This is a genomic window from Pantoea sp. WEP, assembly GCF_041678305.1.
Lineage (GTDB): Bacteria > Pseudomonadota > Gammaproteobacteria > Enterobacterales > Enterobacteriaceae > Pantoea > Pantoea dispersa.
This window is the reverse complement of the sequence record NZ_JBGNXB010000001.1, coordinates 252,135-267,592: the sequence shown is the minus strand read 5'-3', so window position 1 is coordinate 267,592 and position 15,458 is coordinate 252,135. Positions and strand designations below refer to the sequence as shown.

Genomic DNA, 15,458 nt, shown 5'->3' with positions numbered 1-15,458 from the left:
GCGGCACCACTGTCTGGCTGACAGGGTGCCGCAGCGCGTTAAGCGACACGCCCTACGCGTCCACCGCCCTGCGGCTGAAACAGAAAGAACAGCCCGGCGCCGGGACTGATCACCAGCAGACGTCCTCCCTTTTGCGGCTGCAGTTCCGCCAGCGCCAGCGTGCGCGCGTCATTGAAATCCGTCACCAGCGCCGGAAAATGCGCCATGCCGTTAATCTGCGCGCGATACTCGCGCATCATGCCGCGTCGCAGGTGCTGCACATCGTTATTGAGCCAGCGCGGCAGGCTGTTCGCCAGCTGATGCGCGGCCACCGGCCCGCCGGTATAAGCCAGCAAACGCACGCGCGCCTGGCGCGGCGGCTGAATAAAGTGGTGAATAAACCAATCCATGTATGCGTCTTTCATCCCTGCGCTTCCCCTGTGCTGACCGGCTGGCCTCAGGCTATTTTAAGGACTGGCAGGTTTAAGGTTAATGAGACCAGGCCTACGCGCCGGTCAGTGCAGTCTGACAAATGGGGGAGATTCTTAGTCGTTTGGGTTTGGGTTTGCCCTCACCCCGGCCCTCTCCCGCAAGCGGGCGAGGGAGTTGTCCGCTGCGGGTGGGGAATGCAGTGCATCACATGAGTTAACCAGGAAGGCGCAGCGGGTGGAAAGTGTGAAAGGTATGCACCGCCCAGCTCCCTTTCCTCAACCGGCACTGGCCAGTTCCCTCTCCCGCTTGCGGGAGAGGGTTAGGGTGAGGGAAAAACCACTCGACTATAAAAAATTAAACCGCCTGCGCGCACGCCCACGCCGAGCTCCACGCCCACTGGAAATTGTAGCCGCCGAGCCAGCCCGTCACGTCCACCACTTCGCCAATGAAATAGAGCCCCGGCACATCACGTGCTTCCATGGTCTTAGACGACAGCTGCGTGGTATCCACGCCGCCCAGCGTCACTTCGGCGGTACGATAGCCTTCGGTGCCGTTTGGCTGCACGCGCCACTGGTGCAGCGTAGTCACCAGCTCGCTCTGCTGCTTGCTGTTAAGCTGCTTCAGCGTTACGTCCGGAATCTGCTGCAGCTCCTGCAGCACTTCCACCAGCCGCTTCGGCAGGATCTTCGCCAGGCTGTTTTTCAGGCTGAGGTTGGGATGCGCCGCGCGCTGCACGTCGATAAAATCGTCCAGCGGCGTCTCCGGCGACAGGTTGACGGTGACAAACTCGCCCGGCTGCCAGTAGCTGGAGATCTGCAGCACCGCCGGACCGGACAGGCCGCGGTGGGTAAACAGCATCGCCTCTTTAAACAGCGTGCCGTCCTGAGCGGTGATGGTGGTCGGCAGCGCCACGCCGGAAAGTGTGTTCAGCTGCTCCAGCAGCGGCTTATGCAGCGTAAATGGCACCAGCGCGGCGCGCGTCGGATGGACGCGCAGGCCAAACTGTTCCGCCACCTTATATCCGAACGGCGTTGCCCCCAGTCCCGGCATTGACAGACCACCGCTGGCGATCACCAACTTTTTCGCCTGCACCGCCGAGCCATTCAGCTGCAGCGTGTAACCGTCGTCGTCGCGCGCCACGCTCAGCACTTCGCTGCGCAGTCGCAGCGTCACCTGGCCGGCTTCACACTCCTTCAGCAGCAGATCAACAATCTGCTGCGCCGAATCATCGCAGAACAGCTGGCCGAGAGTTTTCTCGTGCCAGGCGATGCCGTGACGATTAACCAGATCGATAAAATCCCACTGGGTGTAGCGCGCCAGCGCCGATTTGCAGAAGTGCGGATTATGCGACAGATACGCCGCCGGTTCGGTGTACAGATTAGTGAAGTTGCAGCGGCCGCCGCCGGACATCAGAATTTTGCGCCCTGCCTTCTTGCCGTTATCCAGCAGCAGCACGCGACGGCCTAATTGCCCGGCCTGCGCCGCGCAGAACATGCCGGCCGCGCCTGCACCAATAATGATAACGTCAAACTTTTCCACTGCCTTAACCCACCTGATTGAAAGGCGCTGATTGTAGAGATCTGCGGCTTTTCGCGCCAGCGACAAAAAATTGCCGTAAATGTGTCATATTGTAACTTGCTCATTTTGCGGTCTTTTTGCCATTAATTACCTGCCGGATGACAAATTTAAGACAAAAAAGAGCTATATTTTTCTTTCCCATAGCGCACGTTGTCGCAGATAATGCGCCGCGTTCATGTCCTCCAAAATGGCGTAACGTTTATGCTACATCTGTTTGCTGGTCTTGACCTAAGCACCGGCCTGTTATTGGTTCTTGCTCTGCTGTTTGTGTTGTTTTACGAAGCAATCAACGGCTTTCACGACACTGCCAACGCGGTCGCTACAGTCATTTACACCCGTGCGATGCGGGCGCAACTGGCGGTTGTGATGGCCGGTGTGTTCAACTTCTTAGGTGTGCTACTCGGCGGTTTGAGCGTGGCCTATGCCATCGTGCATATGCTGCCAACCGATTTGCTGTTGAATGTCGGTTCGGCGCATGGGCTCGCCATGGTGTTCTCCATGCTGCTGGCGGCGATTATCTGGAACCTCGGTACCTGGTATCTCGGCTTACCGGCGTCCAGTTCGCACACGCTGATCGGCGCCATCATCGGTATTGGTCTCACCAATGCGCTGATGACCGGCACATCGGTGGTGGATGCGCTGAATCTGCCGAAAGTCATCAATATTTTCCTCTCCCTGATTCTGTCGCCGATTGTTGGTCTGATCATTGCGGGTGGCCTGATTTTCCTGCTGCGTCGCTACTGGAGCAGCACCAAAAAACGGGCTCGCATCCACATGACGCCTGCTGACCGCGAGAAGATCGACGGCAAGAAAAAGCCGCCGTTCTGGACGCGTATCGCGCTGATTGTCTCCGCCATTGGCGTGAGCTATTCGCACGGTGCCAACGACGGTCAGAAAGGCATCGGCCTGATCATGCTGGTGCTGATTGGCGTCGCGCCGGCGGGCTTTGTGGTGAATATGAATGCCTCCGGTTATGACATCACCCGTACGCGCGATGCGGTGAATCATCTTGAGCAGTATTACCAGCAGCACGGCCAGTCGCTGACGCACATCGTGCAGATGGCACCACCGGCGGTGCCGACGCCGGAAGAGTCGCTCGGCGGCCCGCAGGAGTTCCATTGTGATAGCTCCCGTGCGCTCGATGCGATTAACCGTGCGCAGGGTCTGCTGGGTAATCTGCAGAGCTACAGCGATCTCACGCCTGACCAGCGCGGTCAGATGCGTCGTCTGCTGCTGTGCATCTCCGACACCGCGGACAAAGCCGCTAAGCTGCCGGAGACCAGCGCGGACGATAAGCGCTTCCTCAATAAGCTGAAAGGTGATCTGCTCGGCACCATCGAGTATGCGCCGGTATGGATTATCGTGGCGGTCGCGCTGGCGCTCGGCATCGGTACCATGATTGGCTGGCGCCGCGTGGCGACCACCATCGGCGAGAAGATCGGTAAAAAAGGCATGACGTATGCGCAGGGCATGTCGGCCCAGGTAACGGCTGCGGTGTCGATTGGTATCGCCAGCTACACCGGGATGCCGGTTTCGACCACGCACATTCTGTCATCGTCGGTTGCCGGTACCATGCTGGTGGATGGCGGCGGTCTGCAAAGCCGCACCATCAAAAATATCGCAATGGCCTGGGTATTCACCCTGCCAGTGTGTATTTTGCTGTCTGGCTCGCTGTACTGGATTGCGCTGAAGCTGATTTAACGCTTCAGCGTTGCAGGGTTCTGTAGTGGTGCGTTGCGAATACAACACAGCGCGCCGCGACAGAACCCGCTCCCCCTCTCAGTGCCAAATCGCTAAAGCGATCAGGCTCACCACCACCAGAAAACACAGCCCGCTGGTCAGAACAAACTGACCGCGCACCCGCTCGCAGCGACGAATGAATTCATCGTCGTGATGATCGCGATAGCGTTTCTCCCAGATATAGCGCACCAGCCGCACCTGCTTGCTCGGCTGACCGTGGGATGTAAAGAAACCGGCACCATCAACATACTGATACAGCAACGGATCGCACCCGCGCAGCACCGCCAGCAGTGAGCGCAACGATGAGAAGTAACGCGCCATATTCACCAGACAAACCACACACAGAGCCCAAAAAAGCGCGATAGTGCTGATCATGTTCCCCTCCCGGCTGGAGCCGCAATGACGTTACCTGCAGCGGGGAAAAGCTGCAGACGCCCCACGGGAAATAAGCCAGCCACAGATGAATCGAATTGCATTGTTGTTATGCGGACCTGAGCGCGCTACCCGGACGGGAGTGGCCCTCATTTTCAGTGTAGGAGATCTGTTTAAATTTTTTCCAGCGATGATTTTCGTTCAGCGCGAGCGAAAAAAGCGATAACCCATGATCTGACTCACAGCCGGGCTTCGGTTTGCAGCATTTGCTACCCACTCTGGCTATACTCGGGATATAACAATTATTCGCCTGCGTGGCTGACATTGTGGTTGGTGGCGCTTCATCGCCGTTACGCGCAAAGGATTACGCCAGCCGAACGGCAGAAATTCGGGTTGCCCCAGAATCTTGAGAAAGGAGTTTTATCATGGCTTATAAACACATCCTGATTGCAGTAGACCTTTCCCCGGAAAGCCAGTTACTGGTTGATAAAGCGGTATCACTGGCCCGTCCTTATGATGCAAAAATCTCGCTGATTCACGTTGATGTGAACTATTCAGATCTCTACACCGGGCTGATTGACGTCAACCTCGGCGATATGCAGAAGCGTATTTCGGAAGAGACACACACCGCGCTGCGCGAGCTTTCCACCAACGCCGGTTATCCGATTAGCGAAACCCTGAGCGGCAGCGGCGATCTCGGCCAGGTGCTGGTGGACGCGATTAAAAAATACGATGTCGATTTGGTGGTGTGCGGCCATCATCAGGATTTCTGGAGCAAGCTGATGTCGTCAGCGCGCCAGCTGATCAATACCGTGCATATCGATATGCTGATTGTGCCGCTGCGCGACGAGGAAGAGGAATAATCACGAGGCGTGGGGTCGCCGGGACCGGATTCGGTCGCCCTCAATGGCGCCCCTGCAATGAACATAAACGCTGTAGGGTCGGCATTGATGCCGACCTGTTTTATTGCCGCACCGCCTAAACCAACGGCGGATAAATATCGAAACGGTGGCTTTTGGTCACCACCGCCGATTGGGTGGCGACGCCGGCCAGCGGCGGTGCGTAATCCGGGCGCTTCACCACGATGCGCTTCTTCGCCAGACGGCGCGCCGGTTCGAGCAACGCATCGGCATCCTCGTCCGGCCCCACCAGCGACTGAAACACCCGCATCTCCTTCTTCACCAGCGCGCTTTTCTGCCGGTGCGGATACATCGGATCGAGATACACTACGTCCGGTGCCGGCGTGATATCACTCAGCGCCTGCTGACTGACCACATGCAGCAGCGTCAGGCGCTCGCGCAGCCAGCCGCCGATCTCCGCATCTTCATAGCCACGCCGCAAACCATCTTCCAGCAGCGCCGCGACCACCGGATGGCGCTCCAGCATGCGCACGCGACAGCCCAGCGCGGCCAGCACAAAGGCATCACGCCCCAGTCCTGCCGTTGCATCCACCACGTCGGGCAGGTAATCCCCTTTGATGCCCACCGCTTTCGCCACCGCTTCGCCGCGTCCGCCGCCAAATTTGCGCCGGTGCGCCATCGCGCCGGAAACGAAATCGACAAAGATGCCGCCAAGCTTTGGCTCGTCCACTTTACGCAGCTCCAGATGCTGCGCTGTCAGCACCAGCGCCAGCGTGGCGCTGTCGTCCTGCTCCAGCCCCCAGCGCTGCGCCAAATGTAATAAGGCGCCGTCTCCGGCGCCTGTTTCATCCACTAAACCGATCTTCACAAGCAGGCTTATCCCTGAATTCCGTAGTGTTCCAGCATCGCATCCAGCTGCGGTTCACGGCCGCGGAAGCGTTTGAACAGCTCCATCGGCTCTTCAGAACCGCCGCGCGTCAGGATGTTGTCGAGGAACGACTGACCGGTCTGACGGTTGAAGATGCCCTCTTCTTCGAAGCGCGAATAGGCATCGGCAGCCAGCACGTCGGCCCACAGATAGCTGTAGTAACCCGCCGCGTAGCCACCGGCAAACACGTGGCTGAAGGCGTGCGGGAAGCGGCCCCACTCCGGACTCGGCACCACGGCAACCTGTTTTTTCACTTCGCGCAGGGTTTCGAGGATTTGCGCGCCCTGCGCCGGATCAAACTCGGTATGCAGACGGAAATCGAACAGGCCGAACTCCAGCTGACGCAGAATGAACAGCGCCGCCTGATAGTTCTTCGCCGCCAGCATTTTATCCAGCAGCGCTTTCGGCAGCGGCTCACCGGTTTCGTAATGGCCAGAGATAAACGCCAGCGCTTCCGGCTCCCAGCACCAGTTTTCCATAAACTGGCTCGGCAACTCGACCGCATCCCACGGCACGCCGTTGATGCCGGACACGCCCGGCGCTTCGATGCGCGTCAGCATGTGGTGCAGACCGTGGCCGAACTCATGGAACAGCGTGGTCACTTCATCGTGAGTGAACAGCGCCGGTTTGCCCTGGACCGGACGGTTGAAGTTACAGGTCAGGTACGCCACCGGCTTCTGCAGGCTGCCGTCGGCTTTACGCATCTGCCCGACGCAGTCATCCATCCACGCGCCGCCGCGCTTGTGCTCGCGCGCGTAAAGGTCGAGGTAGAAGCTGCCACGCAGCTCGCCGCTTTCGTCGAACAGGTCGAAGAAACGCACGTCCGGATGGTAAACATCCACATCGGTACGCTCTTTGGCGGTGATGCCATAAATACGCTTCACCACTTCAAACAGACCGTTCACCGCGCGTGATTCCGGGAAGTACGGACGCAGCTGTTCGTCGCTGATGGTGTACAGATGCTGCTTCTGCTTCTCGCCGTAATAGGTGAGATCCCACGGATTCATGTCATCCACGCCAAACTCTTTTTTGGCAAAGGCACGCAGCTGCGCCAGCTCTTTTTCACCCTGCGGACGCGCGCGTTTAGCGAGATCGTTCAGGAAGTCGATCACCTGAGACGGGCTTTCCGCCATTTTGGTCGCCAGCGATTTGTCGGCGAACGAGTCAAAGCCCAGCAGCTCGGCCAGCTCGTGGCGCAGTGCCAGCTCTTCCGCCATGATTGGGCCATTGTCCCATTTACCGGCGTTCGGGCCCTGATCGGAGGCACGGGTGGAATAGGCGCGATACATCTCTTCACGCAGCGCGGCGTTGTCACAGTAGGTCATCACCGGCAGATAGCTCGGGATATCCAGCGTCAGCAGCCAGCCTTCCTGCTGTTTGGCTTCCGCCTGCGCTTTGGCTGCGGCCAGTGCGCTCTCCGGCATGCCCGCCAGCTCGGCTTCGTCGGTGATCAGTTTGCTCCAGCCCATGGTGGCGTCCAGCACGTTGTTGCTGTAAGCCGATCCCAGTTCGGAGAGGCGCGCGGCGATGTCGCCATAGCGTTTCTGTTTCTGTTTATCGAGGCCGATACCGGACAGCTCAAAGTCGCGCAGGCTGTTATCCACCGCTTTCTTCTGCGCGGTATCCAGCTGTGCGTAGCTCTCGCCCTCACGCAGGTTGCGATACGCCTGATACAGGCCTTCGTGCTGGCCCACCCAGGTGCTGTATTCGGACAGCAGCGGCAGCGTCTGCTCATAGGCTTCGCGCAGTTCCGGGCTGTTTTTTACCGAGTTGAGGTGGCTGACCGGCGAGAAGATGCGGCCCAGGCGATCGTCCACTTCTGCCAGCGGCTGGACTAAATTTTCCCAGGTGTAAGGCGCGCCCTGCGCCACTACGCGCTCCACCGCCGCGCGACAGTCGTTCAGCGCTTCAGTTACAGCGGGAACCACGTGCTCAGGTTTGATGGCGGAAAAAGGCGGTAGCGTAAAAGGCGTGAGTAACGGATTGGTCATAAGCGCAGTCCTTTCATCATGGAGTGGGGCCGCGCGCAGGGGCGCGACGCAATTTTACTAACATGCGGCCAGACGAGGGGAAAATCAATGCCACCCGCAAGGGCAGAGAGAAAAACGCGCGATGAATCGCGCCGCTACAATAAGTGCACGTATCGGTAGCGGCGCGATTTATTGCGCAATGTTGAAAAAAAAGCCCGCCAGACGGCGGGCCAGAGGTTATTTGATGGTCAGCTGATAATGGATCACATCATACGGCGCGACCCACGGTGGCAGCGGCTCGCGCTCGTAAATATCTTTCGCCAGCGCCCAGCCTTCCACTGCGCCGCCTTTACCGGTCAGCGACATGCCTTCCTGCAACAGTGGCGGCAGGCTGTCGTTGAACGGCACCTGATCGTGCGAAAAATCATTGATTACCTTGCCGCTCAGGGTGGTGACGCGGACGCTGACCGCCGCCTGCTGGTCCGGCAGCAGTTTGCCTTTCACGCTTTTCACCGCAAACCACTGCATGCCGAGATCTTTCTTCAGCGCTTTACGCTTCGCCACTTTCTTGTCCAGCTGCGCGTAACCTTTTTCAATCAGTGCGTTCAGTCCTTTGCCAATGGAGGCCTGCATGGTGGCGTAACGGCGCGCCATCTCTTCGCCATCAAGCAGCGAATCACCGCTTTGCAGCTGGGTGGTTAAGCCGGCAATCAGCTGATCCATACTGATGCTGAGGCCGATGTCTTTGACCATCTGCAACTGCACCACCGCATTGCTGGCGATGAACTGACCCAGCGTGTAACCATCGCGTTCAGCATCGCTTTTCGGGGCAGAAAGTTTTGGTGCGGCGGCCGGTTGCTGCTTCGCCGCCTCCAGTTCCCGCGTCAGCTGCGCCAGGTTGTGCGCCTGCTGCTGTTTTTCGCTATCCAGCGCGGCGAGTTGTTTTTCACGCTCGGCCTGCTGCGTCTGCAGCGCGGTGAGCTTCTTCTCGCTTTCCGTCTGCTGAGACTGTAACGCTTTCAGCTGTTTGTCGCTTGCAGTCTGCTGCGCGGCCAGTTTTTGGGCGCTCTCAGCCTGCTGTGCGCTGAGCTGCTGTTTGCTTTCAGCCTGTAATGCCGCCAGTTTTTTATCGCTTTCCGCCTGCTGAGCACTGAGCTGCTTTTTACTCTCAGACTGCAGCGCCGCCAGCGCCTTGTCGTTTTCTGCCTGTAAGGCCGCCAGCTTTTTGTCACTTGCCGCCTGCTGGGCGCTGAGCTGCTTTTTGCTCTCAGCCTGCAACGCCGCCAGCGCCTTGTCGTTTTCCGTTTTCAGCGTCTTCAGCGCATCGGCGCTCTGGGTGGCCGCCGCGCGCGCGTCGCTGAGCTGTTTCGTCAGCTGGGCGCTGCCGGTGCTTTGCTGCTGCTGAGCCTCTTTCAGCGCCTGCTGCAGCGTGGCAATGTTTTTCTCCTGCTGCTGCTTCTCCGCGCTGAGCGCTGCCAGCTTTTTGTCGTTCCCGGCCTGCTGGGCGCTGAGCTGCTTTTTGCTCTCTGCCTGCAGCGCCGCCAGTGCCTTGTCGTTTTCCGCTTTCAGCGCTTTCAGCGCGTCGGCGCTCTGGGTGGCGGCCGTGCGCGCGTCACTGAGCTGTTTCGTCAGCTGGGCGCTGCCGGAGCTTTGCTGCTGCTGTGCCTCTTTCAGCGCCTGCTGCAGCGTGGCGATGTTTTTCTCCTGCTGCTGCTTCTCCGCGCTGAGCGCCGCCAGCTTTTTGTCGCTTGCCGCCTGCTGGGCGCTGAGCTGCTTTTTGCTCTCTGCCTGCAGCGCCGCCAGCGCCTTGTCGTTTTCCGCTTTCAGCGCCTTCAGCGCGTCGGCGCTCTGGGTGGCCGCCGCGCGCGCGTCGTTGAGCTGCTTCATCAGTTGGGCGCTGCCGGTGCTTTGCTGCTGCTGTGCCTCTTTCAGCGCCTGCTGCAGCGTGGCAATGTTTTTCTCCTGCAGCTGCTTCTCCGCGCTGAGCGCTGCCAGTTTTTTGTCGCTGGCGGCCAGCTGCGCCTTTAACACATCATCCGCTTTCACCGCAGGTGCCGCAGACAGCTTTTCGAGTTCCGCCACGCGGGCGCGCAGACGCGTCAGTTCCGCACTGTGATCGGGCGCTGTTGCGGCTTTTTTCTCTGCCTTGCTGACGGTTTTCGCCGCCGGTTTAGCGGCCGGTTTTGCAGGTGGCTGTGGTTTTGCTGCCGGTGCCGGCGGCAGGGTGCGCGCTGCTTCGCTAAACGCGCGCAGCATGTCATCATCAGCCGCTGACGCGGCCTGTCCGGGTAGCAGTAAGGCCGCACTAATCAGCACCGCCAGCAGATGACGCTGTGTCATCAAAACCTCCAGTCGCGGCTCCTTGCCGCTAAGAAAACAAAAGGCCTCATCTCAATATGTTAATTGAGATGAAGCCATCCACCGCGCGAGGTTGTCGCGCTGTTAAAAAAGGGGTCGGCTTACGCCGTTATTGTTAACCGGCCTGGCGAATAATCAGCTGTGACAGACGGGTTTTAATGCGGAAGCACAGTTCACGGATCTGGAACTGATAGCGCGGCATGACTAAATCGTTAATATCCGCGCCGATCGAATCTTTAATCTGCAGATATTTGTTGGTCTGCGCGCCAATTTTCTGGAATTCCGCCTGGTAGCTGTCGTAAGACGCCTGGCTGTAGAGACGCATCGCATCCAGCTCTTTACGGCACTGCTGAATGTTGCTGGCGCGATCGTCAGCGAACGAGGCAGCGGCCGGCTGGGCTGGCGCTTCGGTTACAAACGGCTGGCCGTCAGGCCGTGCAGCGGATTCAGCCATCGGCTGAGCGTCGGCGGCGGGCGGCGTTACCAGGCTATGAACAGGCTGTTGTTTCGCGCAGCCGGCCAGTGCCAGCAGGCTTGCCACCGCGATACCAGTCATTTTTTTCATTATTGTCACCAGGAGTTATTAAGGATGCTTGAAGCAAAAAATTATACGGCCATGGCCGAAAAGTTTCCTTGCCAGAGACGCATTCCTGGCATTTCGCTCGCGACCGCTTCGTTTTCGGCTACTAACTTACTTAATCTGCGGTAAAATTTCGAGAGTCGAATTATCCCTAAGTGAAATTAGTTCTCTACCAGACCGGTCGCATTCCGCTAAAGCGACCCGGGCGCTGAAAACTTAAGCGGATGGTAAAACGTCAGCAATTTTTATGCGGCGCGGCTATAATCGCGCCACACACGATCTATTCGACTTCATTGATCCAACCGCGGACCCCTCTTTTTTATGCTGAGTTATCGCCACAGTTTTCATGCCGGCAACCACGCCGACGTGCTGAAACACACCGTTGAAAGCCTGATCCTCACCGCCCTGATGGAGAAGGAGAAACCTTTCCTCTATCTGGACACCCACGCCGGTGCCGGACGTTACCAGCTGAGCGGTGAGCACGCCGAACGTACCGGCGAATATCTGGAAGGCATTGCGCGTATCTGGCAACAGCCGGACGCACCGGCGCTGCTGAAGCCCTATCTGGCGGCGATTCGCAACCTCAACCCAACCGGTACGCTGCGCTATTACCCTGGCTCGCCGCTGATCGCCCGCCATCTGCTGCGCGACGAGGATAAGCTGCAGCTCACCGAACTGCATCCGACCGATTACCCGCTGCTGCGCAGTGAGTTCAGTAAAGATGCGCGCGCCCGCGTTGAACGCGCGGATGGTTATCAGCAGCTGAAGGCCAAACTGCCGCCACCGACCCGTCGCGGCCTGATCCTTATCGACCCGCCGTACGAAATGAAAAGCGATTATCAGGATGTGGTGAAAGGCATTCAGGAAGGTCACAAACGTTTCGCCACCGGTGTCTATGCGCTGTGGTATCCGGTGGTGTTGCGCCAGCAGATCAAGCACATGCTGAAGGATCTGGAAGCCACCGGCATCCGCAATATTCTGCAGATCGAGCTGGCAGTACGTCCGGACAGCGATCAGCGCGGCATGACCGCGTCCGGGATGATTGTCATCAACCCGCCGTGGAAGCTGAAAGCGCAGATGGAAGAGCTGCTGCCGTGGCTGCACCAGAAGCTGGTGCCCGCCGGCACCGGTCACTACAGCGTGACGCAAATCGTGCCGGAATAAGCGCTACACCTCAAATATCGCAAAATCATGGGCCAGTTCGGTGGCCGGAAACACCGACTGGCACTCAGCCAGCAGCCTTTCCCGATCCTGTGACAAATAGCGCGAGCTAAAGTGCGTAGCGATCATGCGTTTTGCGCCAGCGCGCTGTGCCACGCTGGCCGCCTGCACTGTCGTGGAGTGGCCGCGCCCGTTGGCTTTTTCCGCCATCGCCGCTTCCAGCGTGGTTTCATGCACCATCACATCGGCGTTCGCCGCCAGCTGCAACGCCACCTCGGTAGGGCCGGTATCGCCGAAGATCGCCAGCACTTTGCCTTTGGTGGCCGGGCCAAGATAGTCGGCGCCGTTGATCTCGCGGCCATCTTCCAGCGTGATGCGTTTGCCCTGTTTCAGATCCTGATACCACGGGCCGCGCGGCACGCCTTCCGCCTTCAGGCGCGGTGCGTCAAGGAAGCCTGGCTTATCATGCTGTTCGATGCGGTAGCCATAGCACTCGACCACGTGGTTCAGCGCATAAGCAGTGACGCGAAACTCACCGTTATCCAGCACCGGACCGGCTTCGATCTCGACAATCTCCAGTGGATAGCCGGTATAAGAGCCACTCAGGCTGAGCGCGGTGTCGACAAACTGGCGCAATCCTTTCGGACCGTACAGCGTCATCGGCTCGGTCAGGCCCGCCATCGAACGGCTGGTGAGCAGACCCGGCAGGCCAAAGATGTGATCGCCATGCAAATGGGTAATAAAGATTTTTTCCAGCTTGCCGGGCTTAAGCGCCGATCGCATAAACTGATGCTGCGTCGCTTCGCCACAGTCGAACAGCCAGGTCTCACCGCGTTTCGACAGCGTCAGCGCAATGGCGGTGACGTTGCGCTGCAGGCTGGGCGCGCCCGCGCCGGTACCAAGAAATGTCAGGTGCATGATAAGTTCCTTTAAGCCAACCCCTTGCCGGCATTCAACCCTATTACATACATAGGTGCAAACTTTGCGCCGGTAACTGAAGCGGCGTTACACTCTATGCCAGTTTTCCTCCAACAGATGGACACAACGGATGACCAGACATTTTGATTACCTCGCCATTGGCGGCGGCAGCGGCGGTATCGCCTCCATTAACCGTGCGGCGATGTATGGCCAGAAGTGCGCGCTGATCGAAGCGAAAGAGCTGGGCGGCACCTGCGTCAACGTCGGCTGTGTACCGAAGAAAGTGATGTGGCATGCGGCGCAAATCGCCGAAGCAATTCACCTGTACGGTCCGGATTACGGCTTTGATACCACCGTTAATCGCTTTGACTGGTCAACGCTGGTGAAAAATCGCAGCGCCTACATCGACCGTATCCACACCTCGTACGACAACGTGCTGGGTAAAAACCAGGTGGAAGTGATCAAAGGGTTCGCGCGCTTTGTCGATGCCCACACGGTGGAAGTGAACGGCGAGACCATTACCGCCGACCATATCCTGATCGCCACCGGCGGGCGTCCCAGCCATCCACAGGTGCCGGGCGCAGAGTACGGCATCGATTCCGACGGCTTCTTTGAGCTGGAGGCGCTGCCAAAACGCGTTGCGGTAGTCGGCGCAGGCTACATTGCGGTAGAGCTGGCCGGCGTGGTGAATGCGCTGGGCGCAGAAACTCACCTGTTTGTGCGTCAGCATGCGCCGCTGCGCAGCTTCGACCCGCTGATTGTTGAGACACTGGTAGAAGTGATGCAGGCGGAAGGTCCGACGCTGCACACCGAATCGATCCCGAAAGCGGTGATCAGGAATGCTGACGGCAGCCTGACGCTGCAGCTGGAAAACGGCCAGCAGCAGACGGTGGATTGCCTGGTATGGGCAATTGGCCGCGAGCCCGCTACCGATAATCTCAACCTGGCGGTGACCGGTGTGGCGCTGAATGACAAAGGCTACATTCAGGTCGACAAGTTCCAGAACACTAACGTCAAAGGCATCTATGCGGTAGGTGATAACACCGGTGCGGTCGAGCTGACGCCGGTGGCCGTGGCGGCAGGCCGTCGCCTGTCCGAACGCCTGTTTAATAACAAGCCGGACGAGCATCTCGACTACAGCAACGTTCCCACCGTGGTGTTCAGCCATCCGCCGATTGGCACCGTCGGTCTGACCGAGCCGCAGGCGCGTGAGCAGTATGGCGACGATCAGGTGAAAGTGTACAAATCGTCGTTCACCGCCATGTATACCGCCGTGACCCAGCACCGTCAGCCGTGCCGCATGAAGCTGGTATGCGTGGGGCCGGAAGAGAAGATTGTGGGTATTCACGGTATCGGCAACGGCATGGATGAGATGCTGCAGGGCTTTGCGGTGGCGCTGAAGATGGGCGCCACCAAAAAAGACTTCGACAACACCGTGGCGATTCATCCGACGGCGGCAGAAGAGTTCGTCACCATGCGCTAACACCGCTTCAGCGCCATCATCGCAGCCCCCGCCTGGGGGCTTTTTTGTTTGCTGACTACTCAACAGCGCGCATACCCGCTATGATTTTTGCTTTGCTGGCCCGACGGCCAGCGTTTTGCGGTAACGGGACGACGTCAGCACGTGAATATCATCAGCATAATTATGGAGTCGGGCAAAGCCGCGGTCGACGTCGCGCTTTACACCCTGATTCCCATCATGGTGGTGATGCTATTCATCATGAAATACCTCGAAGTGAAAGGCGTGCTGGATTTTGTCGTACGCCACGCCACGCCGTTATTGAAGCCGCTGGGGATTACCGGCCTGGCACTGTTCGCACTCATCCAGTTAAATTTTGTCAGCTTTGCCGCACCGCTCGCCGCGCTGGCGATCATGGAGAAGCGCGGCACGTCAGACCGCCACATGGCAGCCACGCTGGCGATGCTGTTTGCGATGGGCCAGGCCAACGCCTTTTATCCGCTGATTCCTGACGGGCTCAACTGGAGCGCCGCGCTGCTGTTCTCCATCAGCGGCGGCGTGCTGGCGGCCGCCTCAACCTATCATTTTTTTGCCCGCAAACTTTCCGACGTCGCGCTGCGCGATGAAGACCAGGGAGTGGAGAACAGCGACACGAAGCCGGGGCTGATCGCCATCATCAACACCTCGGGTGCCGACGCCATTCGCCTCGCGCTCGGTTCGCTGCCGATGCTGATCCTTTCGCTGTCGGTGGTGGGCATCCTGAAGAGTGCCGGCGCCATTGAGCTGCTGACGCAGCTGCTGGCACCGCTGTTAAACAAACTGCATATCGCCGAGGTGTATGTGCTGCCCGCGCTGACCAAATGCCTGGCCGGCGGCACCGCCTATTACGGCGTGGTTGCCGGTCTGGTCGAACAGGGGCAGTACAGTGCGCACAACATCAACGCCTCCGCAGGCCTGCTGATTCAGACCTTCGACCTGCCCGGCATCGGCATTTTCCTCGGTCTCTCCAGCCGTTTTCCGCGCCTGTTCCGCTTCGCCGTGCCCGGCATTTTGCTCGGCATTGCGTTGCGCGCCACGGCGCACAGCCTGCTGTTCTGATGCCGGTTTACCGGTCAGGATTTTG

General features: G+C 58.9%; 13 protein-coding genes. 5 read left to right on the top strand and 8 right to left on the bottom strand.

The window, feature by feature from the left end; translation table 11 throughout:
- Positions 1 to 38: 38 nt before the first annotated feature.
- Positions 39 to 404 carry a hypothetical protein gene (locus tag ABVR31_RS01225; RefSeq protein WP_372771706.1) on the bottom strand — a complete coding sequence of 122 codons (366 nt, stop codon included), beginning with the start codon at positions 402 to 404 and terminating at the stop codon, positions 39 to 41.
- Between the two features lie 361 nt (positions 405 to 765).
- Positions 766 to 1,950, bottom strand: coding sequence for an NAD(P)/FAD-dependent oxidoreductase (locus ABVR31_RS01220; RefSeq protein WP_141496761.1), 1,185 nt, complete (start codon positions 1,948 to 1,950; stop codon positions 766 to 768).
- Positions 1,951 to 2,190: 240 nt separating this feature from the next.
- On the opposite strand from ABVR31_RS01220, the gene pitA reads away from it, so the two are divergent.
- The gene (gene pitA, locus ABVR31_RS01215) at positions 2,191 to 3,690 is read left to right on the top strand and encodes an inorganic phosphate transporter PitA (protein ID WP_021508108.1); all 1,500 of its coding nucleotides are present in this window, start codon (positions 2,191 to 2,193) and stop codon (positions 3,688 to 3,690) included.
- A 78-nt stretch (positions 3,691 to 3,768) separates the two neighbouring features.
- Here the strand turns inward: pitA and uspB are convergent, their stop codons facing one another.
- A complete protein-coding gene (gene uspB, locus ABVR31_RS01210; RefSeq protein ID WP_010618665.1) occupies positions 3,769 to 4,104 on the bottom strand; it encodes a universal stress protein UspB in 336 nt (111 codons plus the stop codon).
- A 422-nt stretch (positions 4,105 to 4,526) separates the two neighbouring features.
- Here uspB and uspA point away from each other — a divergent pair, with 422 nt between their 5' ends.
- Entirely contained in the window at positions 4,527 to 4,964 is a 438-nt protein-coding gene (uspA, locus tag ABVR31_RS01205; RefSeq protein WP_021508107.1) for a universal stress protein UspA, read from the top strand.
- 115 nt (positions 4,965 to 5,079) lie between these two features.
- On the opposite strand, the gene rsmJ is transcribed toward uspA, so the two are convergent.
- The 4 genes from rsmJ to ABVR31_RS01185 form a co-directional block, all read right to left on the bottom strand.
- Positions 5,080 to 5,829 carry a 16S rRNA (guanine(1516)-N(2))-methyltransferase RsmJ gene (rsmJ, locus tag ABVR31_RS01200; RefSeq protein ID WP_058759341.1) on the bottom strand — a complete coding sequence of 250 codons (750 nt, stop codon included), beginning with the start codon at positions 5,827 to 5,829 and terminating at the stop codon, positions 5,080 to 5,082.
- Between the two features lie 8 nt (positions 5,830 to 5,837).
- On the bottom strand, positions 5,838 to 7,880 hold the full coding sequence (gene prlC, locus ABVR31_RS01195) for an oligopeptidase A (RefSeq protein ID WP_371221890.1): 2,043 nt from the start codon (positions 7,878 to 7,880) through the stop codon (positions 5,838 to 5,840).
- Between the two features lie 216 nt (positions 7,881 to 8,096).
- Entirely contained in the window at positions 8,097 to 10,199 is a 2,103-nt protein-coding gene (locus tag ABVR31_RS01190; protein WP_371221889.1) for a hypothetical protein, read from the bottom strand.
- A gap of 133 nt (positions 10,200 to 10,332) precedes the next feature.
- The gene (locus ABVR31_RS01185) at positions 10,333 to 10,782 is read right to left on the bottom strand and encodes a hypothetical protein (RefSeq protein WP_021508101.1); all 450 of its coding nucleotides are present in this window, start codon (positions 10,780 to 10,782) and stop codon (positions 10,333 to 10,335) included.
- A gap of 336 nt (positions 10,783 to 11,118) precedes the next feature.
- On the opposite strand from ABVR31_RS01185, the gene ABVR31_RS01180 reads away from it, so the two are divergent.
- Complete coding sequence (locus tag ABVR31_RS01180; protein WP_021508100.1) at positions 11,119 to 11,961, top strand: 23S rRNA (adenine(2030)-N(6))-methyltransferase RlmJ; 843 nt, start codon at positions 11,119 to 11,121, stop codon at positions 11,959 to 11,961.
- A gap of 3 nt (positions 11,962 to 11,964) precedes the next feature.
- On the opposite strand, the gene rnz is transcribed toward ABVR31_RS01180, so the two are convergent.
- Positions 11,965 to 12,876 carry a ribonuclease Z gene (gene rnz / locus ABVR31_RS01175; protein WP_059012345.1) on the bottom strand — a complete coding sequence of 304 codons (912 nt, stop codon included), beginning with the start codon at positions 12,874 to 12,876 and terminating at the stop codon, positions 11,965 to 11,967.
- A gap of 130 nt (positions 12,877 to 13,006) precedes the next feature.
- Here rnz and gorA point away from each other — a divergent pair, with 130 nt between their 5' ends.
- Both gorA and ABVR31_RS01165 read left to right on the top strand, forming a co-directional pair.
- Positions 13,007 to 14,359, top strand: a complete 1,353-nt coding sequence (gorA, locus tag ABVR31_RS01170) for a glutathione-disulfide reductase (RefSeq protein ID WP_058770933.1) — start codon at positions 13,007 to 13,009, stop codon at positions 14,357 to 14,359.
- A gap of 141 nt (positions 14,360 to 14,500) precedes the next feature.
- Positions 14,501 to 15,433, top strand: coding sequence for a nucleoside recognition domain-containing protein (locus ABVR31_RS01165; RefSeq protein ID WP_166720056.1), 933 nt, complete (start codon positions 14,501 to 14,503; stop codon positions 15,431 to 15,433).
- Positions 15,434 to 15,458 lie beyond the last annotated feature (25 nt).

Bases quoted from the DNA above. Each gene is read 5' to 3' on its own strand.
- ABVR31_RS01225 (WP_372771706.1), bottom strand. From the start codon at position 404: ATGAAAGACGCATACATGGATTGGTTTATTCACCACTTTATTCAGCCG.
- pitA (WP_021508108.1), top strand. From the start codon at position 2,191: ATGCTACATCTGTTTGCTGGTCTTGACCTAAGCACCGGCCTGTTATTG.
- uspB (WP_010618665.1), bottom strand. From the start codon at position 4,104: ATGATCAGCACTATCGCGCTTTTTTGGGCTCTGTGTGTGGTTTGTCTG.
- uspA (WP_021508107.1), top strand. From the start codon at position 4,527: ATGGCTTATAAACACATCCTGATTGCAGTAGACCTTTCCCCGGAAAGC.
- prlC (WP_371221890.1), bottom strand. From the start codon at position 7,880: ATGACCAATCCGTTACTCACGCCTTTTACGCTACCGCCTTTTTCCGCC.
- ABVR31_RS01190 (WP_371221889.1), bottom strand. From the start codon at position 10,199: ATGACACAGCGTCATCTGCTGGCGGTGCTGATTAGTGCGGCCTTACTG.
- ABVR31_RS01185 (WP_021508101.1), bottom strand. From the start codon at position 10,782: ATGAAAAAAATGACTGGTATCGCGGTGGCAAGCCTGCTGGCACTGGCC.
- ABVR31_RS01180 (WP_021508100.1), top strand. From the start codon at position 11,119: ATGCTGAGTTATCGCCACAGTTTTCATGCCGGCAACCACGCCGACGTG.
- rnz (WP_059012345.1), bottom strand. From the start codon at position 12,876: ATGCACCTGACATTTCTTGGTACCGGCGCGGGCGCGCCCAGCCTGCAG.
- gorA (WP_058770933.1), top strand. From the start codon at position 13,007: ATGACCAGACATTTTGATTACCTCGCCATTGGCGGCGGCAGCGGCGGT.